The sequence below is a fragment of the Psychrobacillus glaciei genome, from assembly GCF_008973485.1.
GTDB classification, from domain to species: domain Bacteria; phylum Bacillota; class Bacilli; order Bacillales_A; family Planococcaceae; genus Psychrobacillus; species Psychrobacillus glaciei.
In genome coordinates this window covers 1,453,177-1,476,063 of record NZ_CP031223.1, presented here as the reverse complement: position 1 = coordinate 1,476,063, position 22,887 = coordinate 1,453,177, and the positions used below count along the sequence as shown (strand labels likewise).

The 22,887-nt window shown below is 37.1% G+C and carries 22 protein-coding genes; all 22 read right to left on the bottom strand.

All coding sequences use genetic code 11. The annotated features are described in order from the left end of the window. Positions 1–559: 559 nt before the first annotated feature. Positions 560–862, bottom strand: a complete 303-nt coding sequence (locus PB01_RS06545) for an EscU/YscU/HrcU family type III secretion system export apparatus switch protein (protein ID WP_151699457.1) — start codon at positions 860–862, stop codon at positions 560–562. Beyond that, positions 859–2,715, bottom strand: a complete 1,857-nt coding sequence (locus PB01_RS06540) for a hypothetical protein (protein ID WP_151699456.1) — start codon at positions 2,713–2,715, stop codon at positions 859–861. Before PB01_RS06540 ends, PB01_RS06545 begins: the two co-directional genes overlap by 4 nt. 9 nt (positions 2,716–2,724) lie before the next feature. Further along, complete coding sequence (locus PB01_RS06535) at positions 2,725–3,492, bottom strand: ribonuclease HII (RefSeq protein ID WP_151701990.1); 768 nt, start codon at positions 3,490–3,492, stop codon at positions 2,725–2,727. Positions 3,493–4,748: 1,256 nt separating this feature from the next. Continuing rightward, positions 4,749–5,597 (bottom strand): ribosome biogenesis GTPase YlqF, encoded by an 849-nt coding sequence (ylqF, locus tag PB01_RS06530; RefSeq protein ID WP_151699455.1) that lies wholly within the window; start codon positions 5,595–5,597, stop codon positions 4,749–4,751. An 84-nt stretch (positions 5,598–5,681) separates the two neighbouring features. Next, positions 5,682–6,245, bottom strand: coding sequence for a signal peptidase I (gene lepB / locus PB01_RS06525; protein WP_151699454.1), 564 nt, complete (start codon positions 6,243–6,245; stop codon positions 5,682–5,684). Positions 6,246–6,617: 372 nt separating this feature from the next. Then, the gene (gene rplS, locus PB01_RS06520; RefSeq protein WP_151699453.1) at positions 6,618–6,962 is read right to left on the bottom strand and encodes a 50S ribosomal protein L19; all 345 of its coding nucleotides are present in this window, start codon (positions 6,960–6,962) and stop codon (positions 6,618–6,620) included. A gap of 133 nt (positions 6,963–7,095) precedes the next feature. After that, the gene (trmD, locus tag PB01_RS06515; protein ID WP_151701989.1) at positions 7,096–7,833 is read right to left on the bottom strand and encodes a tRNA (guanosine(37)-N1)-methyltransferase TrmD; all 738 of its coding nucleotides are present in this window, start codon (positions 7,831–7,833) and stop codon (positions 7,096–7,098) included. Beyond that, positions 7,833–8,348, bottom strand: coding sequence for a ribosome maturation factor RimM (rimM, locus tag PB01_RS06510; protein WP_151699452.1), 516 nt, complete (start codon positions 8,346–8,348; stop codon positions 7,833–7,835). Before rimM ends, trmD begins: the two co-directional genes overlap by 1 nt. 53 nt (positions 8,349–8,401) lie before the next feature. Beyond that, positions 8,402–8,635 carry a KH domain-containing protein gene (locus PB01_RS06505; RefSeq protein WP_151699451.1) on the bottom strand — a complete coding sequence of 78 codons (234 nt, stop codon included), beginning with the start codon at positions 8,633–8,635 and terminating at the stop codon, positions 8,402–8,404. Between the two features lie 14 nt (positions 8,636–8,649). Further along, entirely contained in the window at positions 8,650–8,922 is a 273-nt protein-coding gene (gene rpsP, locus PB01_RS06500; protein WP_151699450.1) for a 30S ribosomal protein S16, read from the bottom strand. Between the two features lie 103 nt (positions 8,923–9,025). Next, on the bottom strand, positions 9,026–10,381 hold the full coding sequence (gene ffh, locus PB01_RS06495) for a signal recognition particle protein (RefSeq protein WP_151699449.1): 1,356 nt from the start codon (positions 10,379–10,381) through the stop codon (positions 9,026–9,028). Between the two features lie 12 nt (positions 10,382–10,393). Then, complete coding sequence (locus tag PB01_RS06490; protein ID WP_151699448.1) at positions 10,394–10,723, bottom strand: putative DNA-binding protein; 330 nt, start codon at positions 10,721–10,723, stop codon at positions 10,394–10,396. 71 nt (positions 10,724–10,794) lie between these two features. After that, positions 10,795–11,817, bottom strand: a complete 1,023-nt coding sequence (gene ftsY, locus PB01_RS06485; RefSeq protein ID WP_151699447.1) for a signal recognition particle-docking protein FtsY — start codon at positions 11,815–11,817, stop codon at positions 10,795–10,797. A 22-nt stretch (positions 11,818–11,839) separates the two neighbouring features. After that, complete coding sequence (gene smc, locus PB01_RS06480; RefSeq protein ID WP_151699446.1) at positions 11,840–15,394, bottom strand: chromosome segregation protein SMC; 3,555 nt, start codon at positions 15,392–15,394, stop codon at positions 11,840–11,842. A gap of 2 nt (positions 15,395–15,396) precedes the next feature. Next, positions 15,397–16,155: a ribonuclease III gene (gene rnc / locus PB01_RS06475; protein WP_151699445.1), complete on the bottom strand. Its 759-nt coding sequence runs from the start codon at positions 16,153–16,155 to the stop codon at positions 15,397–15,399. Positions 16,156–16,288: 133 nt separating this feature from the next. Continuing rightward, positions 16,289–16,525: an acyl carrier protein gene (gene acpP, locus PB01_RS06470; protein ID WP_151699444.1), complete on the bottom strand. Its 237-nt coding sequence runs from the start codon at positions 16,523–16,525 to the stop codon at positions 16,289–16,291. A gap of 58 nt (positions 16,526–16,583) precedes the next feature. After that, positions 16,584–17,330, bottom strand: a complete 747-nt coding sequence (fabG, locus tag PB01_RS06465) for a 3-oxoacyl-[acyl-carrier-protein] reductase (protein ID WP_151699443.1) — start codon at positions 17,328–17,330, stop codon at positions 16,584–16,586. Further along, a complete protein-coding gene (gene fabD / locus PB01_RS06460) occupies positions 17,323–18,273 on the bottom strand; it encodes an ACP S-malonyltransferase (protein ID WP_151699442.1) in 951 nt (316 codons plus the stop codon). The genes fabG and fabD overlap by 8 nt, the downstream gene beginning before the upstream one ends. Beyond that, positions 18,266–19,261 (bottom strand): phosphate acyltransferase PlsX, encoded by a 996-nt coding sequence (gene plsX, locus PB01_RS06455; protein ID WP_151699441.1) that lies wholly within the window; start codon positions 19,259–19,261, stop codon positions 18,266–18,268. Before plsX ends, fabD begins: the two co-directional genes overlap by 8 nt. 15 nt (positions 19,262–19,276) lie before the next feature. Further along, entirely contained in the window at positions 19,277–19,843 is a 567-nt protein-coding gene (gene fapR, locus PB01_RS06450; RefSeq protein ID WP_151699440.1) for a transcription factor FapR, read from the bottom strand. Between the two features lie 96 nt (positions 19,844–19,939). Next, complete coding sequence (gene recG, locus PB01_RS06445) at positions 19,940–21,988, bottom strand: ATP-dependent DNA helicase RecG (protein WP_151699439.1); 2,049 nt, start codon at positions 21,986–21,988, stop codon at positions 19,940–19,942. Beyond that, positions 21,978–22,877: an L-serine ammonia-lyase, iron-sulfur-dependent, subunit alpha gene (gene sdaAA / locus PB01_RS06440; protein ID WP_151699438.1), complete on the bottom strand. Its 900-nt coding sequence runs from the start codon at positions 22,875–22,877 to the stop codon at positions 21,978–21,980. Before sdaAA ends, recG begins: the two co-directional genes overlap by 11 nt. Positions 22,878–22,887: the final 10 nt, after the last annotated feature.

Below are 22,887 nucleotides of genomic sequence, written 5' to 3'. Positions count from 1 at the left end.
CGAGATTTCTGGATGTGGAGGGATGTGACTTAGTCGCAACCCTCCACATTTTTTTTCGGTAATTGTGTGGTAGTCGTTCGTCCGTCGCTCTCCAAAGACACAAAAAAGCGAAGTGTCATAGCTTTTGGGAATCAAAGAATAGCCACTTTCCTATTCATACAAAAGCATCCAAAGATGAAATTTTGGCTGCTTAGCCCTTCTCTAAAGTGTTTCCGCCTTCTCGATTTAAAAGCAAGTGTCACTTTCTTACACAGCACCTCCATACGACTAGCATTTCTTTTCATAAATAAGCAAGGAATGCATTATAAAAAAGTATAGAGGTCCCGAAATTGGATCTTCGGAAACTTGCAACCTCCATAGAACGTTAGCTATTCTCTCATTTTACAAAAAAGCATTTTTCTCTTGAACATTGTACGTAAGCGACGGACAAATATCCTCAATAAATCAACGGTAATGAAGTGGTGATCATTTCGTTCAAACCGAACCGAAATCGTACAAGAGCAAATGGAGAATTTTACGTTTTTCCTACAAGTGTTTTATATTGTCTCACTATTTTAGGTTAGTCCAAATCAACAGAAGTGGTGTTTTTACTTTTTTCTTTATCCAATTTATAAACGAATGAAAACACCTCAGCTACCGCCTGATACAACTCTTCCGGAATAGATTGATTAATATCCAATTGCCCCAGAAGTTCTACTAAACTTGGATCCTCTTGAATCGGCACATTATGCTCTTTTGCCTTGAGTAAAATATTTTCAGCTATTTTCCCTTTCCCTTTCGCTACAACCGTTGGTGCTTGTATAATACCTGGTTTATAACTTAAAGCAACCGCTTCTTTTCGTGCATGTTTTTCATCTGTCATATTCGTATGTCTACTCCCTGTGATTCTTTCGAAAGTAATTTTGAGTTTAATTGCGAGGAAAGTTTATGCTCGTCAAAGGTCTTCATAAAAACACCAGATAGTTTATACCCTACTGTCAAAAGCCCTTCTTTTAGTGGATCTTTCAACGCGTTCGCTATTGGTTTTAAGCTGGCATCATTATTGTATAAGGAGATCGTGACAACTCGGTTTTGAACTTGCATGTCCACTACTGTTTCTTTTAAAGCGTCCAATTGTAAATAAAACATAATTCTCGCAAAATCTGAATCAATTTTTCCATTTTCTTTCATTCGTCCATTCCATTCAAGCGTAGCATCCATTTTCTTTCCCAGAAATTCTAGCGGAATTTGCATTAACAACTGATGCTGAGGTCCATTTTCATTTGATAGCATTTGCAAGCCATTCATGCGATTTAATAGTAAATTCGCATGATCTTTTAGTGGAGAAGAGATAGTTTGATTTTGAATTAACTCCACTAGCTGTGGTTTTAACTCGACAGCTAGTTTTTTTACATCTTCATTTTGATGGTTAATTTTTGCTTCGTAACTAAATCCAAGATTTTTCAATACTTCTTTCATGGCATGCTCAAATGCTTTTCCATCTAACTGATTAAGTACTTGTTCTTCCGATTGTTGTAGTAAAGTAGAGAAAGTTGTTTGTGCACTATTCTTACTTAACGAAATGACCTGTTGAAGCGTTTGACTAACTAAGTCAGGGTTTGCGCCTTTACCTAGTAAGGATAGTAAATGTTCTTTAGCGGTCAGGTCATTTGCATCTTTTAAGAAGATAGCTTGCTGGCTTTGCTCTGCAAATACTTGCACTAGTGCGTTATTCACCGTCGAAGTTTGTATTGGCTGCCCATTATCTTTTAGTAAAGATAATATTTGTTCTTTTTGTTCGGTCGTTAACAAAGGTTGTGTGCCTACCCAGTCTCGTAGTTGTGTAATGATTAAATTTCGTTCAATGCCTGGCGCATGTTTTAGCTTAGTCATTATCTCCCCGGCGGAATTGGGTAATGATGCCGAAATTGATTGTGGAGTAATGTTATTCAACGATGCTGTAGTTGGCAAGACTTCTGCTTCTTTTAACGCTTGCAGCAAAGGGAACTTAGTACCCATGCTTATTTGTGGATTTTGTAAATTTTCTATTAGTTTTCCTATCAACGCTCCTGCAACAGGCTCTCCAAATGGCTCTGCTATTTTTTGCAAAGTCTGAAGTATATTGTTTTTTATACTGGAAGAAACAGAAATATCCTCTCGTAATGCAACTTTGAAATCCTGAATAAGTGTTTGTAAACCATTTGTAGACTTCCCGCTTAATACAGATTCAACTATTTGTTGCGTTAAAGGGAATTTCAACTCCGTCATCTTGCGGATTGCTTCTAACCCTTCATTCATAGTCGAGTTTGAAGGAAGTTGCTTTAATAATTGTTCAACTTGGAGTAATAAGTCTTTTGAAATTGGTAATTGTTCTTTCAGATAAAATTGAACGACTGCTTGCATTTCTGTAGTTTTAGTTAAATTCATCACTTGCAAAAGTTGCTGCGCTTGTTGAGCCAATGAGTTTCCTTGGGTCAAAGGTCCTGATACTACTTTTAATTGCAGTTCAGGCTCTGATTTGGTCACTTGAAAAAAATGAGCATCTCCCGCTTTTAGTGGAGTTTCAAGTTTTGCAATTACCTTTTGATTTCCAATCTGTACTTCTGCCGTTTGGTTTGGAAACAACTTTTTAATGGTTCCGTGAACAACTTGTCCTTCTTTCATGGATACTTGAGTATTTGATGTAATAGCTTGTGTCGATTGGGATCGTATAGAAGAAAAAGATGTAGAAGACATTTATTCACCTCATTTTTTTAATAATGACTTAATCGGTTCGAATGTTTTCCTATGATGAATAGTAGGACCATACTGATAGATCATCTCTACATGTTGTTTCGTACCATACCCAGCGTGCTTGTTAAATAAATACTGCGGGTATTCTTCATGTAATTGATCCATATAGTCATCACGTGCGGTTTTCGCTAATATAGATGCTGCTGCAATTGCCAAACTTTTAGCATCCCCTTTTATAATAGAGTGCGTTTCTATCACAATCGGAAGTTTCATCGCATCTACCAAAACTACTGATGGACGTTCCTTTAAATTTAAGACCGCTTCTGTCATAGATTGTTTTGTTGCTTCGTAGATATTAAGTTCATCTATTTTTTCTACAGATTGAAAATGAATAAAATAGCTGATTGCATTATTTTTTATTTTAATCGCTAGTTCTTGCCGTTTCTTCTTTGATAATTGTTTGGAGTCATTTAAACCGATAAGTTCATCTGTATTGTCATTTAAGATGACTGCCGCTGTAACTACTGGTCCAGCAAGTGGACCGCGTCCTGCTTCATCTACACCAGCCACTAAGTCTGTCTTGTGTCGGCAAAAGCTTGCATCAAACAAACACTTTTCTTCATGTGCAAGTATTTCTTTTTCAAGTTGAGATTGCTTGTTCTTCCAAGTATTTAATAACTTGATTGCACCAATTCTACTATCGGTCTCCAATTCATTCATCCAAGACTGCCAAGTAATCGTACTTTCTAACTTTCCTTTAATTTCTTTCAAGCTTAACATTTGGATCACATCAACTTTCTCAGTCTTAATATTATGACTGTTGATTATCATATTTTTTCCAACTAATACATTTAGTTAATGTACGATTAGTTTTCCGTCTTATTATAGATATAATGCGCATTAGTTAGTTTTCGCTTTGATTTCCGCTTCTGGCGGACGCTTTCCGCCGGCATGGCTTCAGCCGCTTCGCTTTCGTCGCAAAATTTATTTGCTATTCCGGCAGGAGTCGCCGCCTTACGCTACAATCAACGTGAGTTGCCGGCTATTTAGTGAGTGCTGTCACGTAAATTACGAGCAATCAGGATTCGTTACCACAGGATAGGCGCTTTCGCTCATAAGATGCATGCTTATTTTTTGCTAACCGCAAGATAGCTTCCGTTATGGAGAAATATATGGATATTGTACCTTAATAGGTGTCATCCCATGCCAAATTAAACCTATAAATAAAGTCGTTTGTCTTATAACAAAGCTTTAACTTGGCATGAGATTATTAGTATTGAGTACAAGCAATCAATATAATGCGTCTTAGTGACCGCCAGGATTTCCGCTCTAGGTGGACGCTTTCCGAGGGGGGAGCGATGAGCCAGCACCGGCGCATGTGCGCCGTTTGTGCTGTCTCATCTGTCTCCCTGATCCCTTCGGAGTCGCCACCTGCCGCTGCAATCCAGCATATTTGCTAACTATTCAGTGTCACTATTCACTTATTAATCTTAACTATATTATCTAAAATAAAATCCAATAAATGGTTGGACGAGTCAAATCATGGAGAGAATGCGACTACTTTCTCTTAATAAAGACTTAGCTTTGCATTAAATTATATGTCTCCATTGAAAATATTCCGTATGTTGCGCATTATTTATTGGGTGATAATATCCGGATTAGTAGAGTGGATAACTTTGCACAATACTACTGAATAGTTAATATGTTTCTTCTGGGTTGAAGCGAAAGGGCGGCGACTCCTACCGGATGAGTGGGCAAATGAGACTTCACAACGAACGCGTAGCGGCGGTGAAGGCTCATCGCTCACCCGGTGGAAAGCGTCCGCCCTGCAGCGGAAATCCCAGCGGCAACTTTCTTACGACGTAATATATCTAAAAAGCGAACTGAAATATAAAACTGTGAGCCACAGAGTGTTTCATTAAATAGTTGAAGATGGTTAATCAACAGACACGTCTTAATATATGTATCGGTATATTTATTGAAAAATCGAGAAAACCCTTTTCACCAAATGGCAAAAAGGGTAAATTATTTTTGTTTTATTCAGTTACATTATCAAAAGTTAAGCGACCTAAATGTAGATTTCGAATATCTCGTACGATTAGTTCGGCTACTTGATCGTAGTCAATCTCTCCACCGCCAGCAAAACATCTCCTCAACTTTCCAATGTGATCGAAAGTTTCCACTAAGTCCTCACTAACTTCTGTTAATTGATATCTTTCTTGCATGCGCCTTGGATAATGTTCTTGTAAAAATCGAAGTCCGTACACTGCCAAATCTTCCATATTGATCAGAGCATCTTTGATAGCTCCGGTTAATGCAAGTTTATAGCCAACTTGTTGGTCTTCGAATTTCGGCCAAAGAATACCAGGTGTATCCAGTAATTCGATTTCCCTTTCGACTTTTATCCATTGCTGCCTTTTAGTAAGGCCAGGTGTATTACCAGTTTTCGCAATATTCTTTTTCGCAAATCGATTAATCAGTGTAGATTTTCCAACATTCGGAATACCTACGATCATCGCACGAATTGCACGAGGTTTAATACCTCGTTCATTCATTCGATCCCATTTGGGCTTTAAAAGCTCTTTAGCGGCTTTAAAGACAGCCTGTAGACCTTTTCCTTCTAAAGAGTTTATCGCCACTGTAGGAAGCCCTTTTGAGTCAAAATAGGCTATCCATTTTTTTGTTTCCGTTTCATCAGCCATATCCATCTTATTTAATATAAGTAATCTCGTTTTTTGATGTACGACTTGATCAATCATCGGATTTCTAGAAGATAACGGCAATCTTGCATCCACTAATTCAAAAATGATATCCACCAGTTTTAAATTCTCTGTAACTTCTCTTCTTGCTTTGGCCATGTGACCCGGAAACCATTGTATGGTCATGTTATATCTCCTCCTTTAAAGGATGAGAAAGTATCTACTCTTCTACTTTCTAACTTTCAAATATTCCGATAACTTTCGTTTTTACTATTTCACAAAGCCAATTTCATCAAATGGCCAGAAAACGAGATTTGTATTTCCAATTATCTCATCAATTGCAACCAAACCAATAAGTCGACTATCTTTACTGTATCTTCGGTTATCTCCCATGACAAAAATATAGCCTTCTGGAATTTTATCCACTTGAGCAGCAGTCTCTTCTAACGTGAAGTCATCTGTTAAAGACCCCTCCGTTATTTCACTTTTGTACGGATCTAAATATGGTTCTGGAATTGCTTTGCCGTTAATGTATAGCTGATCATTTTTATATTCAACACGATCTCCAGGAAGTCCAATTACACGTTTAATGTAATTTTTTTGCTCTGGGGCATGAAATACAACTATATCAAAACGATGTGGTTCACCAACCATATAACCAATTTTATTGACAACCATTCGGTCACCATTTTTTAAAGTCGGCATCATTGATTCACCGTCTACTACTATTGGTGTAAATAAAAAGAAACGAATAATCGCGGCGATACCAAAGGCAATTAACAGGGCTTTGGACCATTCCCATAATTCGTTCTTTTCTTTCTTCACTCGTTCCATCAACTTGCCCCCTTTATATACTCCCTTTATTGTACAAGGAAAATCTATTTCAAGCAAAAAGAAAAGAAAAAATTTTATTTTTAGTAATGATTTCCGAGCGTTTTTGTGACATATCTAAGTGATAGACACTTATTAAAGAGATATCAGCAGCTAAAAAATATAATTTCACCTTTTGCTATTTTATAAAAGGAAAAAAGTGTATTAAAGCAACCATTTCTCTATATAACGATTTTACTTTATGTGAGACAAAGCGTAAAAAGAAGTCTTGAAACGAAAATGAGTATGAATATGAACTAATTTTCTTTTGCTTTTATGAAAAAATGTTGTAGCAAAAGTGGCTTCACTTTTGCTACAACATTTACTTTTTTACTATTAGCGACGTTCTTTAATACGAGCCGCTTTACCGCGTAGATCGCGTAAGTAGAACAATTTAGCACGACGAACTTTACCACGACGAATTACTTCTAAAAGTGCAATTTTTGGCGTGTGAACTGGGAAAATACGTTCAACCCCAACACCTGATGAAATTTTACGAACTGTGAAAGTTTCGCTTATTCCACCACCACGACGTTGAATAACAATACCTTCGTACATTTGAATACGTTCACGAGTTCCCTCTACGATCTTAACGTGTACACGAACTGTGTCACCTGGACGGAAAGTAGGAAGATCTGAGCGTAATTGTTCTTTTGTGATTTCTGAAATAATGTTTTGCATCATTTTCTCTCCTTGTATAGAATGTTCTTACACACATTATTCGTTGCAGCGGAACACCCAAAATGCGCACTTCACATAGAAGCACATAATAGAATATAACATAACAGGTCTCTTGGTGCAATAATTTAATAGTTTATTTATGATACGATTTTAACACTCGAAGGACTTGTTTATCTCTATCAGTCAATTCAGCTGTTTCTAATAACTCTGGTCTTCTTTCTGCTGTTCTTTTCAGAGACTGTTCTCTTCTCCATTTTTCAATCTCCGCATGATTTCCTGATAATAACACATCGGGTACTTTGTATCCTCGATACTCTACCGGACGAGTGTAATGCGGATGCTCGAGAAGACCAGTTGAAAAGGAATCTTTTTCATGTGACTCTGCATTTCCTAAAACATTCGGTAATAGCCTCACGACACTGTCTACAATCGTCATTGCGGCTAACTCTCCTCCTGTAAGCACAAAATCTCCCAAAGAAATTTCATCAGTTATCAGATGCTCGCGAATACGTTCATCATATCCTTCATAATGCCCGCAAATGAATATTAGCTCTTCCTCTTGAGAAAGTTCTTCCGCTTTTTGTTGGGAAAAGCGTTCTCCTTGAGGACATAGTAATATGATGCGTCGCTTTTGCTCAGTATTTGTTGTAAGAGACTCTACTGCATTAAAGAGCGGTTCCGGCTTTAATACCATGCCCGCCCCTCCACCGTAAGGATAATCATCTACTTGGTGATGCTTGTTTCCAGAAAAGTCTCGGAAATTCAATACATTTAGAACTACTTCATTCTTTTCCTGTGCTTTTTTCAAAATGGATGTATTAAAAACACCTGCAAACATTTCGGGAAATAGGGAAAGAATATGAATGTTCATCATGATAATAAACCATCTAACACTTCGATAATAATTTTTTTGTTTTCAATATCTATTGTTTTTACTACATCCTCAATATAAGGAATATAATGTGTCTTCCCTATAGTTGGTTGAACCGTCCATACATCATTGGCGCCTGTTTGAATAATTTCAGTGATTTTACCTATCGTTTCACCTTCAATTGATTCAACTGTACATCCTATAATTTCATGAAAGTAGTATTCATTATCTTCTAAGTCAGAAAGATACTTTTCTGATACTTTTAATAGCGCATTTTTTAAAAGTTCAACATCCTTTAACAATGTATATCCTTCAAATGTTAACAAATCAAAGTTTTTATGTTTTCTATGACTAGCCACTTTCACAATAATCGGTTTTGATCCATCTGCTTTATAAAGCCCAAGTTCACTTCCTACTTCATAGCGTTCATCAGGAAAGTCTGTGGTAGATATAACACGAATTTCTCCCCAAATACCATGTGTATTTACGATTTTACCAACGTTAAACCATTCCATAAAAATACCTCCTATCAAAAAAGGAAGAACAAATTGTTCTCCCTTTTTGTACATTAATCTAGAATGTCGACATATGTTTTTTTCTTCTGGTGACTGCCTGCCGCTGAGTAAACAATAGTACGAATCGCTTTCGCTACTCGCCCTTGTTTGCCAATTACTTTCCCCATATCTTCAGGATGAACAGATAGCTTATAAACTATACGGTTTACGCTTTCTTCTTTTTCAATCTGAACCTTGTCTGGATAATCAACTAATGGTTTTACGATTGCTTCGATCAGCTGCTTCACATTGTCCCCTCCGATTATTTGCCGAGTTTTGCGTTATGGAATTTTTCCATAATTCCTTGTTCTGAGAACAAGTTACGTACTGTATCAGATGGTTTCGCACCATCTTGAAGCCATTTTAACGCTAATTCTTCGTTAATTTTAACTTCAGCTGGTTTAGTAAGTGGATTATAAGTACCTACTGTTACAATTTGACGACCATCACGTGGAGCGCGAGAGTCTGCTACTACAATACGATAGAAAGGAGATTTTTTTGCTCCCATACGTTTTAAACGAATTTTAACTGCCATTTTTATTGCACCTCCGAATAGTTTCACACAAGATAGTATATTATCAAGCTTTTATTTGTTTGTAAAGTGTTTTTTCTTAACACCCTTTTTTTTTATGGAAAAATTATTTAAAAAGCGAGTCTAAACCAGGCATTTTCATCTTTTTTTTCCCTTTGGATTGCATGTTTGTCATTTGTTTCATCATTTTTTTCATATCTTCGAATTGTTTTAATAATCTGTTGATATCTTGTATTGTCGTTCCAGATCCTTTTGCAATTCTTTTTTTTCTTGGACCATTAATAATATCAGGTGTAGTTTTTTCTTGCGTTGTCATGGAATAAATAATGGCTTCTACGCGATCCATTTGTTTTTCATCGACTTTCGCATTTTCCAAACCTTTAATTTTACCTGCTCCTGGAAGCATTTTTAAAATTTCATCCAATGGACCCATTTTTTTAACTTGACTAATTTGCTCTAAAAAGTCATCAAATGTAAAAGATTGCGTACGGAATTTTTCTTCTAGTTCCTTCGCTTTCTCTTCATCAACATTCGCTTGTGCTTTCTCTATAAGCGACATCATATCTCCCATACCTAAAATACGAGATGCCATTCGTTCTGGATGGAAAGGTTCTAAAGCATCCATTTTTTCTCCCATACCAACAAACTTAATAGGCTTTTGCGTAACTGAACGGATTGATAGAGCTGCCCCACCTCGGGTATCACCATCAAGCTTCGTTAATACGACACCTGTAATGCCAATTGTTTCATTAAAATTATTCGCTACATTGACCGCATCTTGCCCTGTCATAGCATCCACGACTAAAAATACTTCATCTGGTTCTTTGATAGCACGAATATCTTTTAACTCTTGCATCAGTATTTCATCAATATGAAGACGCCCCGCCGTATCAATGATGACGACATCATTATGCGCTTCTTTTGCATGCTCTATTGCTTGTTTTACAATTTCTACAGGTGAAATATCAGTTCCTAAAGAAAATACAGGTAAAGACAACTGTTTACCTAACGTTTCAAGTTGTTGCACAGCTGCTGGACGATAAATATCTGCAGCTACAAGAAGTGGCTTTTTATTATACTTTTTTCGCAGTAAACTTGCTAATTTACCTGTGGTAGTCGTTTTACCTGCACCTTGTAACCCGACCATCATAATAACAGTTGGTGGTCTTGTTGAAAAAGAGATTTGACTTTGCTCTCCACCCATCAACTTCGTCAGCTCATCTTTTACGATTTTAATGACTTGTTGACCAGGTGTTAAACTCTTCATCACGTCTTGCCCAACGGCACGTTCTGAAACATTTTTGACGAACTCTTTTACTACTTTTAAGTTTACGTCTGCTTCTAAAAGTGCATACCGAACATCTCTCATCATTTCTTTTACGTCGGCCTCAGAAATTTTTCCTTTTCCTTTAATTTTCTGAAGCGTCCCTTGAAGTCGTTCAGCTAATCCTTCAAATGCCATGCATGCCGCCTCCTAATCCCATTCTTTTAATTGATTAATGAGTTGAATCAGTGTGTTTTCAGATGATTGATCCTTTGCTACTAGCAGCAGCTGTTCGATTGTTTCTTGACGGTTTTGAAACTTTGAAAAAAGACAAAGTTTTTCCTCGTACTCTTCTAACATTGCTTCTGTGCGGCGAATATTATCATAAACTGCTTGTCTCGAAATATCATATTCTTCCGCTATTTCTCCAAGTGATAAATCATCTAAATAGTAAAGCTGCATATAGCTTCTTTGTTTGTCTGTTAATAAAGCTTGGTAAAAATCGAAGAGAAAATTCATACGAGTTGTTTTTTCAATCATTCCCATCTCTCCTTACCAATTCAATTGTCATCCTCTAGTTTATTAACAGATCGTTCTTCTGTCAAGTAAAATTACTTGTCTGATTCATTTTCACTTTCAAGCTCTAAACCTTCAGCAAAAAGACCGTATACATATTTCTCTGAATCAAAAGGCTGTAAATCGTCCATTTGCTCGCCTAATCCAACAAATTTAACAGGGATATGAAGCTTTGTGCGAATTGCGAGTACGATACCACCTTTTGCTGTGCCGTCTAGCTTCGTTAACACAATCCCTGTTACGTTTGTTGCTTCCTTGAACGTCTGTGCTTGCACAAGTGCATTTTGACCAGTGGTAGCATCTAGAGCAAGCAAAACTTCGTGCGGAGCATTCGGAATTTCCCTTGAAATAACACGATGAATTTTTTCTAGCTCATTCATTAAATTCACTTTGTTTTGAAGACGCCCTGCAGTGTCACATATTAACACATCTGCATTTCGTGTTTTTGCTGCTCTTATAGCGTCATACATAACTGCGGCAGGGTCAGAACCTTCCGCTTGTTTAATCACTTCTACACCTACTCTATCGCCCCAAACTTGAAGTTGCTCAATGGCACCTGCACGGAATGTATCTCCTGCAGCAAGCATTACTTTTTTACCTTCACTTTTTAGACGATGGGCAAGTTTTCCAATGGTCGTTGTTTTCCCTACTCCATTTACTCCGACAAATAAAATAACAGATAAACCGTCATCCTCCAGTTGAAGTTCCGTTACATTGTCTTCACCAGCTTCATAAATTTCCACTAGTTTTTCTGAAATAACAGATTGAATACTAGCAGTATCTTTTATGTTTTTTCGTTGTACTTCAAAACGCAATGAGTCCATTAACTCAGATACCGTTTCAAAGCCAACATCCGCTTGTAGTAATATTTCTTCTAATTCTTCGAAAAAATCTTCATCTACTCTTCGGTATTTAGCAACAAGATCATTTACTTTGGAAGTAAATTGGTTTCTGGTCTTAGCTAAGCCTTCTTTAAACTTATTCGTAATAGAAACTGTTTCTTCAATCTCTTCCTTCGTCCCTAGCATTTTTTCTTTAAATTTCTTAAAAAAACTCATATCCAAGCTCCTTTACTCCACATTAAGTTACTAATTCCTCTTCTAATTTAACAGAAACTAATTTAGAAATCCCAGATTCTTGCATGGTGATACCATATAAGACATCCGCACCTTCCATCGTTCCTTTACGATGCGTGATCACGATAAATTGCGTATCATGGCTGAATTTCTTTAAATATTTACTATAACGAGTAACATTTGCTTCGTCTAATGCCGCTTCCACTTCATCTAGAATACAAAATGGTACAGGGCGTGTATGAAGTATAGCAAACAATAATGCAATAGCAGTTAATGCACGCTCTCCTCCAGATAATAATGTTAGGTTTTGCAGCTTTTTTCCTGGAGGTTGTGCGATAATATCAATTCCCGTATCAAGTAATGAAGACGGATCCGTTAAGATCAAATCTGCTTGCCCTCCACCAAAAAGTTCCCTAAAAACAACTTTAAAATGCCTCTGAATGTCATTAAAAGTACTTTCGAAGCGGATTATCATTTCTTCATCCATTTCTTTAATCACTTCATGCAATGTCTCTTGGGCAGAAAGTAAATCTTCGCGTTGTTCGGTTAGGAATGAATGGCGCTCACTCACTTGTTCAAATTCTTGAATAGCTCCTAGATTAATCGGACCAAGTTCTTCAATCGAGCGTTTTAATAAAGTTACTTTTTTACGAGCAAGATGTTCTTCCATTTCAAAAGAAAAATCACGCTCCGCTTCCTCTAAAGTCAACTCATACGTTTCTTCTAAGTGATTTTGTAAAGTATTTATCTCCACTTCTAATTTACTTAGTTTAATTTCAAAAGAACGTTCTTCATTGGTTAGTAATCCTGCTTGTTGTTGAAATTGTTTGAGAGAACTTTCAGAGCGACTAATATTTTGAACAAGTTCTATTCTGCCCAATTTTCCACCTTGTATTTGCTCTATTAACCGGTCTTTTGTCATTTTATACTGAGCAATTAGATTCGTTAATTCTTCGGCTGAAGGACCTGCTTGGTCGTCATTCTCATACCATGCAATTTCTTTTTGTAATGTGTCTATTTTTTGCGTGCTCGATTGGACCGAATTCACAAATTGCGTTTTTTCTCTTTCTTGCTGTGTGACTTGTTCATTTACTACTGCAATCTGAGATAATAACATACCTAGCTCATTTTGAAATTTGTCTTTCTCTTCGATTGATTGCAATTTCAAATGTTGTAGGTCGTCAATCGTCCCTTGAATAGTAGCCAACGCTTCTTTTATCTCTGCGTCTCTTGAAGTCGTTTTTTCTTTTTTACGAACTAAGTTAGATTGTAGATTCACTTTTTCATTCTTTTCTTCATCGTACTCAAGTAACTGGCTTGTAAGCCTAGAAATAATCGCAGCACATTCTCTCGTTTCAGAAAGTAGTGTAAGTTCCTGAGCTCTTAAATTCTCCCCAGCAAGTCGAGTTTCTTCTAACTCCACTCTTAACATCTGTACTTCTTGTTTTTTTGCAGAAACGGATTTTTCTGCTTGTAATACAGATTTTTCTAATTCTATTAATTTATCATTTAGTTGTTCCAATTCTACTTTACGTGTAAATAATGAAGATTGCTGCTTAACAGAACCACCCGTTAAAGAACCACCTGCATTCACTACATCTCCATCTAACGTGACAAATCGGTATTTGTATTGCAAGCGAGATGCCATTTCATTTGCACCTTTTAAATCTTTTGCAACAATAATATTACCAAGTAGATTTTCTACAATAATTTGATACCCATCATTGTAATTTACTAGTTTATCTGCTGTATTTACAAAAGATGGATGCTGTTTAATCACCGATAATGTTTGCTCATTTAATTTACGAGATTTCATCACTTGAAGGGGAAGGAATGTCGCTCTTCCTACTCTTTTCTTTTTCAGCCAATCTATTGCCACACGCGCGTCTTGACTAGTATCAGTAATAATATGTTGGGACTGTTGACCGATAGCTGTATCGATAGCGCTCATATACGTATGCGGAATTTGGATTAACTCTGCTACTGCACCATGAATTCCATTCAACTCTTTTTTATCACGTGCGATTAATACTTCTTTTACTCCTTGGAAGAATCCAGAAAACTCAGATTCTAGTTCTTCTAAAGAGTCTTTTCTTGCTTGCATTTGATGTTTCATTTGATATGCTTTTTGCAGCATCGTTTGTTGCTCTTCAAACCCACGTTCAAGCTGTTCAGCTACTTCACGTTTTGTTTTGAAATTGAGCAGTTTGTCTGCTAACTCTTTCTGACAAGAAGAAAGAGTTAGGTCTAGTTCATTTTTGCGATTTGTCAGTTTCTCTAATTCTTCTTTTATTTCACGATAATCTTCCATCATTTTTTCAGCAGAGATGAGTTCAAACTGAAGTTGCTGTTCCATATGTTTCATTTCATTTTTCATGGTTGCTTCTTCGTTTAATAAATCAATATAAGTACTTTTTAATTCTTCTATCTCTTCTTCTAACTCAGAGGCAGATTTACTTAAAACAGTTTCAATTTGTAGTTTTTTTAAACGAAGTTCTTTTAGTAGAACTTGCTTTTCTGATTTAGATACATTATTTTCTTTCAGTTGAAATTCCAGTACTTCCAGCTTTTCTTGCTCTTCAACCAGCGCTCTTCTTAACTGAGAAATTTGTTGGCTTGCATTTTGCTTTTTCTCTGCGAGTAAAAGCTTTCTGCCCTCTAAACGCTCTAATTCGGAGCTTGCTTCTACTAGTTCACTTTGCCCAACATCCAATTTTTCGTCAATATTAGACATTACTTTTCTATCAGATTGAATGCTTGCTTCTATATCATTTATTTGTAATAGAAGCGCTTTTTTCGTTTCTTCAAGTGCTTGGAGTTTTGTATGTAGTTCTGCGCTTTCTCGAACAAATAAGTTTAAATCATGTGAGATAACCGCAATTTCAATACCCTTTAATTCATCAGACATTTTCAAATAGTCTGACGCAAGCGAGGATTGTATTTGAAGAGGTTCCATCCGACTATCTAATTCATGTAAAATATCCAATACTCGATTTAAATTGTCATCTGTCTCAATAAGTTTGAATTCTGCTTTCTTCTTACGTTGTTTATATTTAAGCACTCCTGCAGTTTCTTCAAAAATAGTTCTTCTATCTTCAGGTCGGCTATTTAAAATTTCATCTACTCGCCCCTGAGAAATGATCGAAAAAGCTTCTTTTCCAAGCCCAGAATCCATAAATAAATCTGTAATGTCTTTCAATCTGCATGTTTGCTTGTTTAATAGATATTCACTATCTCCAGAACGAAATACTCTTCTAGTTACACTAATTTCTGCGAAATCGAGTGCTACTCGATGATCCGTGTTATCCAATATTATGGTGACTTCTGCAAAATTTAATGCTTTTCTTGAATCGCTTCCTGCAAAAATAACATCTTCCATTTTTGCTCCTCGAAGGGATTTAGCGGATTGCTCCCCTAACACCCATCGAATTGCATCTGTTACATTACTTTTCCCACTACCATTGGGACCCACTACCGCAGTTACTCCCGGAACAAAATCTATTCCAATTCGGTCAGCAAATGATTTAAATCCTATTATCTCTAATCGTTTAAGGAACAAATTTATTCCTCCCGTTCATGATCCTTTAATGCAAGAATCGCAAGTCTTGCTGCTTGTTGTTCTGCTTCTTTTTTCGATCGCCCTTTACCAATTCCAAGCTCTCTTGTGTTTAACATAACGCGAGAAACAAAGGTACGGTTATGCGCTGGCCCTTTTTCCTCGACAATTTCATAGCTTATCATGCCATTATTTTGTTGCTGAATAACTTCTTGTAGTTGACTTTTATAATCCATCACATGCGAAAAAGCACCGAGTTCGATTTTAGGGAATACAATCTTATTTAAAAATACAACGACTGTTTCTAATCCCTGATCTAAGTATAATGCACCGATAAATGCTTCAAATACGTCCGCTAGTAAAGCTGGTCGTTCACGTCCACCTGTCAATTCTTCTCCTTTTCCAAGCAATACATATTTTCCAAAGTTTAGTTCGTTGGCAAATATCACAAGTGATGGCTCACAAACAATCGCCGCCCGGAGTTTAGTAAGCTCCCCTTCGCTCATCCCTGTGTATTGTTGAAATAAATATTGAGAAACAGACAATTCTAAAACGGCGTCACCTAGGAATTCCAGCCGTTCATTATCGGTAAAAAACTTCCGTCGATGCTCATTCACATAAGATGAATGGGTAAAGGCTTGATACAATAATGTTGGGTTATCAAATTGAACTTCAAAATGTTGTTGAAATTGTACAAATTGTTCTTTTACGCTTTCAGGGAAAACTGTTTTTTTCGAATGAATATTTTTACGATTAACTTTCATGAATAATCTGCCTTCCTAACTTAACATGTATGCTCTCTAGTTTACCTGTTTATAAGGTATTGTGCAAAAAGAAATAGAGACGTTCTATCCTTATTCGCAAGGAATAAGTAGAACGTCTCCTCAGCTAAATAGATTAGCCTTGTTTGCTTTCAATATAGCTAACTGCACTACCTACAGTTGAAATGTTTTCAGCATCTTCATCTGAAATTTCCATATCGAACTCATCTTCAAGTTCCATTACTAATTCTACTACATCAAGAGAGTCAGCACCTAAATCATCACGGAAAGACGCTTCTAATTTTACTTCGCTTTCATCGACACCTAGACGATCTACCACTACTTTTTTTACGCGTTCTAAAACTGTTGACACATTTGTCACCTCCCCTCAATGATTATACAAAAAACTTCTCTTTAATGAAAGGCAAAACTTACATATACATGCCGCCATTTACATGCAATGTTTGACCCGTAATATAGTTCGCATCATCTGAAGCTAAAAATGCTACAGCTTTTGCAATATCCTCTGGATTCCCAAACTTGGCAAGAGGAATCTGATTTAACATCTGTGTTTTCACTTCTTCCGAAAGTGCATCTGTCATATCTGTTGTTATAAAACCCGGTGCAACAGAATTGACCGTAATATTACGACTCGCTAACTCTAGTGCAGTCGACTTGGTTAAACCAATTACTCCAGCTTTTGCTGCTACATAGTTTGCTTGTCCCGGATTACCTGAAACACCAACGATTGAAGTGATATTAATAATACGACCATGACGCTGCTTCATCATCTGACGAGTAACAGCTTTTGTACAAAGGAACACACCTTTAAGGTTTGTATTAAGCACGTCGTCCCACTCTTGTTCTTTCATGCGCATAAGAAGATTATCCCTTGTAATCCCTGCGTTATTTACAAGAATATCAATAGCGCCAAAGTTTTCCATCGTTTCACTTATAAGTTTTTGCACGTCTTCCGCATGATCCACGTTCGCTTGAACTGCGAATGCTTCTCCACCAAGAGATTTAATTTCCTCAACGACAGCTTCCGCTTTTTCTTTACTCCCACTATAGTTCACCGCGACTTTCGCGCCTTCTTTAGCCAAATAAAGTGCAATATCTTTCCCTATTCCACGAGAAGCGCCTGTTACGATTGCTGATTTACCGTCTAATTTACCCATGCTTAACATCTCCTAATTCAGTCATTACTTGTTGCAGCGATTCCTCATCAAACACACAATAAGTAGTAACAGAACGATCGATTTTTTTTACTAATCCACTAAGGACTTTGCCGGGACCACATTCGATAAACGTAGTTACTCCTAATTCAATCATCTTCTGTACGGATTCTTCCCAGCGAACTGGTGAATAAAGCTGTTCTACTAATAAGTTCTGTATATTTGAAGCTTCTGTTACAGGAAGGGCCGTTACATTTGAAATGACAGGTGTTTTCGCATCTTGTAATGTAATAGCTGAAATAGCAGTATTTAATTTATGTGCAGCAGGTCGCATTAATTCGGAATGGAATGGCCCACTCACTACTAATGGTATTGCTCTTTTCGCTCCTGCTTCTTTTGCTTTAGCAGATGCTAATTCCACTCCGACAGCTGTTCCTGAAATAACAATTTGACCTGGACAATTCAAATTGGCTACTTGCACAGTTTCTCCACCTTCAGAAACTTCCTTCGTCACCTCAACTAAAGTGTCCTTATCTAAACCTAAAATCGCAGCCATTGCCCCTTCACCTGCAGGAACTGCTTCATTCATATATAAACCTCTTTGATGAACTAATAAAACGGCATCTTCAAAACTTAAAACATTTGATGCAACAAGTGCCGAATATTCTCCTAAGCTATGACCAGCAGTATATTCAGGTGAAATACCCGCATCCAACAGTTTTTTGGCAATCATTGTACTTGTTGTAAGTAATGCTGGTTGTGCGTGATATGTTTTCGTTAGTTCCTCTGCAGGTCCTTCTAGCATTATATTTGAAAGAGAAAATCCTAATACTTCGTCTGCTTTTTCGTAGTATTTTTTGCTTTCCTGGTCATTTCCGATTAATTGTTGTCCCATACCAACAGATTGTGAGCCTTGTCCTGGGAAAATAAATGCAATTTTAGTCATTTGATAATTCCTTTCTTAACGTACTTTGAATAATTCCACAAACATCATATTCTACCATTGTTCGAGCTTGTCGAATAGCGTGAAAAATAGCATTCGCATTGGAAGAACCATGCGCTTTAATAACAGGAGCTTTTAGACCAAATAATCCTGCTCCTCCGTATTCTGAGTAGTCTAATTTAGTTTTTAATCCTCGAAGCTCGTCTTTTACTAAAAGCGCGGAAATTTTAGTTTTCATAGAAGTATTGAAAGCCTCTTTTAACAACGTGAATATGCCCGAAGCAGTACCTTCAATCGATTTCAATACCATATTGCCTGTAAATCCATCCGTCACGACAACATCGGCCACACCTGTCAATAAATCTCGAGATTCCACATTTCCAACGAAATTAATAGGCATATCTTTTAAAAGAATAAACGCTTCTTTTGTAAGTTCATTTCCTTTTTTATCTTCGGTACCGATATTCAATAATCCAACTCGTGGGTTTGTAATGCCTCGAACTTTTTCAGCATAGACGCTACCCATAACAGCAAATTGTGCTAAGTGTTCTGGTTTTGCATCCGAATTTGCCCCTAAATCCAACATGACAAAACCTTTCCCATCAAGCGTAGGTAAAGTTGGTGCCAGCGCAGGTCGGTCTACCTGGTCAATGCGTCCAACTACAAATAAACCCGCCGCCATTAAAGCACCCGTATTTCCAGCAGAAACACATGCATCCACTTTTCCATTTTTCACAGCTTCCGCCATTTTGACCATGGAAGAGTTTTTCTTTTTCCGGACGGCACGTACTGGTTCATCAGTTCCTTCAATAACTTCGTCTGTATGTATCACTTGTAATCGATTATGTGCAGTTACTAGTGTAGATAATTTTTCTTCATCTCCATATAATTGAATATGTAGATCCTGAAACGCTTCTAGTGCTTTATATACTCCTTTTACTATTTCATGCGGTGCATTGTCTCCACCCATTGCATCAATTGAAATTTTCATATGTCATCACCTTATTTAAGAATTTGTCACTCTATACATGCTGAATTGACCAACAAAAACAGTGTCATTTTCCACTTTACTTGTCACTTCTATGAGTGTTGTATTTTTTTGCATATCACTCGAAACTACGATTGCTTTCGCAATTACTCTGTCCCCCGCTTTAACAGGTTTAACAAATGTAATAGTAGATTTCCTCGTAAGTGCTAGCTCATCATTTATTACTGCAACAGCTAATGAATTTGCTTGTGCAAACAAATGATGTCCCCTCGCAATTCCGTTCCGAGCAAACACATGATCTTTTGTAATGTCTAATAAAGATATGGCTTGTTTATCTAAATCAATATCGATAATTTCACCAATAATTTCATCAATCGGAAGTGATTTCACTTCTTCCCCAAAACTATGGGTTGCGACAGATTTTATACGTTCACGTAATTCTGGAATAGAAAGCTCCATTCGATCAAGACGAATCGTCTGCACGCTCACTTTAAATGTAGCAGCTAAATGTTCATCTGTGATAAATGGCGTTTTATCTAATGTATCTAAAAGTAGTTTTTGTCTTTCTTTTTTTGTGAATTTCATCCAATCACCACCATTTTAGCACTTGGTACTAATATCAGTATATAAATATTAAAAAAAGAATGCAAGAATTGATTCAAAATCATTCTTGCATTCTCCTCAATCGATTCGTTCTCCGTCTAATGCTTTGGAGTTTATTAATATAGTTCTTAGGTCTTTCATTTCTTCCGAATGCCAAAATTCATCTGAGTTTAAAAGCCTTTCCGCATCTACTTTTGCTGTATTAAGTGCACGATAGTCATGTACAAGATCTGCCACTTTAAATTCCGGTAATCCACTTTGTTTGCGTCCAAAAAAGTCTCCAGGGCCTCGCAACTCTAAATCTTTCTCCGCCAAAACAAATCCGTCATTCGTTTCTGTCATCGATGTCATTCGTTCTTTTCCTTCTTCTGATTTAGGGTCTGCTAGCAGTATACAATAAGATTGATGCTCTCCACGACCAACACGCCCTCTTAACTGGTGAAGCTGCGCAAGTCCAAAACGTTCTGCATCAAAAATAATCATAAACGTTGCATTTGGTACATTCACTCCAACTTCTACAACTGTTGTAGAAACAAGAACTTTCACTTTCCCTTCAGAAAAGTCTCTCATCACTTGCTCTTTTTCATCCGAATGAAGACGACCATGCATTAACCCTACAGAATAATCGGCTCCTAAATCATTAGCCATCATATTGTAAACATCCACCGCATTTTGTACATCCAGTTTTTCAGACTCTTCAATAAGCGGACAAATAATATAAGCCTGTCTACCATTTGCTAATTCTTTTTTCAGACGAATAATAATTTTATGCAGTTGCTCATGCTTCATCCAATGAGTGTCAATTATCTTTCGACCAGCAGGCATTTCGTCAATCATTGATACATCCATTTCACCAAAAGCAGTAATCGCCAAAGTTCTTGGTATCGGAGTTGCCGTCATAAATAATACATCTGGATTTTCTCCTTTTTCCTTCAGAACTCGACGTTGTTCTACACCAAATCGATGCTGTTCATCCGTAATAACTATGCCCAGTTGTTTAAACGTCACATCCGGTTGTATCAATGCATGTGTTCCAATTAACAAATCAATATTACCCGCTTCTAAATTTTCTAATACACTTCTACGCGCCTTTGCTTTTGTAGAACCTGTAAGTAGTGCAATTCGAACACCTATAGGAGATAGCCATTCATCTAGTGAACTAGCATGTTGCTCCGCAAGAATTTCAGTTGGTGCCATAAGAGCCCCTTGGTAACCAGCTGTAATTGCTGCATACAAACAAATAGCTGCAACGATCGTTTTCCCTGAACCTACATCTCCCTGTAATAGACGATTCATTCGATGGGGTTCTTTCATATCTCGACAAATTTCATTGACAACTCTTTTTTGAGCATTTGTAAGTTCGTATGGCAAAGTTTCGATTAATTTCTTTAGTAAATCATTTTGGAAGGCAACGGTGTTTCCAACATTTTGTTCCTTCCGCTCTTTTTTAATTGCCTGCATCTTAAGCTGAAAAATAAGTAATTCTTCATATACAAAACGCCTTCTAGCATCTTTGGAATGATCCACATTTTGCGGGAAATGTATTCCTTCTAATGCTTCTGATATACTTGGTAATCGATACGGAACCCTAATTGAATCAGGTAATGGATCTATTAAATGCCCATCCACTTCATCTAAAGCATGTCGCATAAACTTACGGAAAGTCTTTTGGTTAATAGAACCTTTTAAGGAATAAACCGGTTCAAAATCTTGTTGATCTGTTTTAGGTCCTGCGGAAAAAGTAGTAACATTAATAACTTGTCTACCTCTGTCCCATTTTCCCGTTACTGTAATTACCGAACCTGGAATAATTTTAGTTTTTAAATAAGCTTGATTGAAAAACACAGCTTTTATAAGATGTTGACCTGCAAGTAAGCGAACTTGCAATCTCGATTTACTTTTTCCTAAAAAAAGAAGAGAAGGTTCACTTTCGACCCTTCCTTCCACCGTTACTCGTTCATTATGTGCAGTTTCTGCTAAATTTTTTAATCGAAAGTCCTCATGTCGATATGGAAATGTCATAACTAAATCTTCTAAAGAGACAATTCCTAATTCATGTAATGCGTTAGCTATACTACTTCCCACTCCTTTTAAGGAAGTAACTAACTCATCTTTTTTAGTTTCCACTTCCTACTACCGATCCACCAAAGATTTTAGCTTCTAACCATTTTCCAGTAGGAGTTGCGGCAAGCCCGCCTTGAGCTGTTTCTTTAAGTGCTGTCGGCATTGTTTGACCAATTTTATACATCGCATCAATTACTTCATCACAAGGAATCCGACTAGTTACACCCGCGAGTGCCATATCTGCAGCCACTAAAGAGTTCGAAGCACCCATTGCGTTTCGTTTCACACAAGGAACCTCTACAAGACCAGCGACAGGATCACAAACTAAACCGAGCATATTTTTAAGTGTAATTGCAAATGCTGTAGAGCTTTGTTCCGGAGTTCCGCCTGCCATTTCTACGATTGCAGCCGCAGCCATACCAGCCGCGGAGCCCACTTCCGCTTGACAGCCACCTGCTGCTCCTGAAATAGATGCATTGTTCGCAACTACAAAACCAAATGCTCCAGCATTAAACAAATATCGAATCATCTGTTCTCTCGTTGGATTCAATTTGTTTTTCACAGCAAATAATGTACCAGGCACGACTCCAGCTGAACCAGCAGTAGGAGTTGCACAAATTGTCCCCATCGCTGCATTTACTTCATTCGTTGCAACCGCTTTGCTTACTGCATCTAGCATTAATTCACCCGATAACGTATTCCCTTTTTGCATATATGCTTGAAGCAGTACCGCATCTCCACCTGTTAAACCGGACTTCGAGTGAACACCTTTTAATCCCTTTTCCACCGCTTCTTCCATTACAGTCAAATTACGATCCATTTGTTCCATAATTTCTTCTCTTGAACGACCTGTTATTATAATTTCTTGTTCAATCATGATTTCTGAAATAAGTTTTTGCTCTTTATTCGCTAAATCAACTAATTCACGAACATTATGAAATAAAAATTCCATTCGTTTTCCC

Bases quoted from the DNA above. Each gene is read 5' to 3' on its own strand.
- PB01_RS06545 (WP_151699457.1), bottom strand. From the start codon at position 862: ATGACAGATGAAAAACATGCACGAAAAGAAGCGGTTGCTTTAAGTTAT.
- PB01_RS06540 (WP_151699456.1), bottom strand. From the start codon at position 2,715: ATGTCTTCTACATCTTTTTCTTCTATACGATCCCAATCGACACAAGCT.
- PB01_RS06535 (WP_151701990.1), bottom strand. From the start codon at position 3,492: ATGTTAAGCTTGAAAGAAATTAAAGGAAAGTTAGAAAGTACGATTACT.
- ylqF (WP_151699455.1), bottom strand. From the start codon at position 5,597: ATGACCATACAATGGTTTCCGGGTCACATGGCCAAAGCAAGAAGAGAA.
- lepB (WP_151699454.1), bottom strand. From the start codon at position 6,245: ATGGAACGAGTGAAGAAAGAAAAGAACGAATTATGGGAATGGTCCAAA.
- rplS (WP_151699453.1), bottom strand. From the start codon at position 6,962: ATGCAAAACATTATTTCAGAAATCACAAAAGAACAATTACGCTCAGAT.
- trmD (WP_151701989.1), bottom strand. From the start codon at position 7,833: ATGAACATTCATATTCTTTCCCTATTTCCCGAAATGTTTGCAGGTGTT.
- rimM (WP_151699452.1), bottom strand. From the start codon at position 8,348: ATGGAATGGTTTAACGTTGGTAAAATCGTAAATACACATGGTATTTGG.
- rpsP (WP_151699450.1), bottom strand. From the start codon at position 8,922: ATGGCAGTTAAAATTCGTTTAAAACGTATGGGAGCAAAAAAATCTCCT.
- ffh (WP_151699449.1), bottom strand. From the start codon at position 10,381: ATGGCATTTGAAGGATTAGCTGAACGACTTCAAGGGACGCTTCAGAAA.
- PB01_RS06490 (WP_151699448.1), bottom strand. From the start codon at position 10,723: ATGATTGAAAAAACAACTCGTATGAATTTTCTCTTCGATTTTTACCAA.
- ftsY (WP_151699447.1), bottom strand. From the start codon at position 11,817: ATGAGTTTTTTTAAGAAATTTAAAGAAAAAATGCTAGGGACGAAGGAA.
- rnc (WP_151699445.1), bottom strand. From the start codon at position 16,155: ATGAAAGTTAATCGTAAAAATATTCATTCGAAAAAAACAGTTTTCCCT.
- fabG (WP_151699443.1), bottom strand. From the start codon at position 17,330: ATGGGTAAATTAGACGGTAAATCAGCAATCGTAACAGGCGCTTCTCGT.
- fabD (WP_151699442.1), bottom strand. From the start codon at position 18,273: ATGACTAAAATTGCATTTATTTTCCCAGGACAAGGCTCACAATCTGTT.
- plsX (WP_151699441.1), bottom strand. From the start codon at position 19,261: ATGAAAATTTCAATTGATGCAATGGGTGGAGACAATGCACCGCATGAA.
- fapR (WP_151699440.1), bottom strand. From the start codon at position 19,843: ATGAAATTCACAAAAAAAGAAAGACAAAAACTACTTTTAGATACATTA.
- sdaAA (WP_151699438.1), bottom strand. From the start codon at position 22,877: ATGGAATTTTTATTTCATAATGTTCGTGAATTAGTTGATTTAGCGAAT.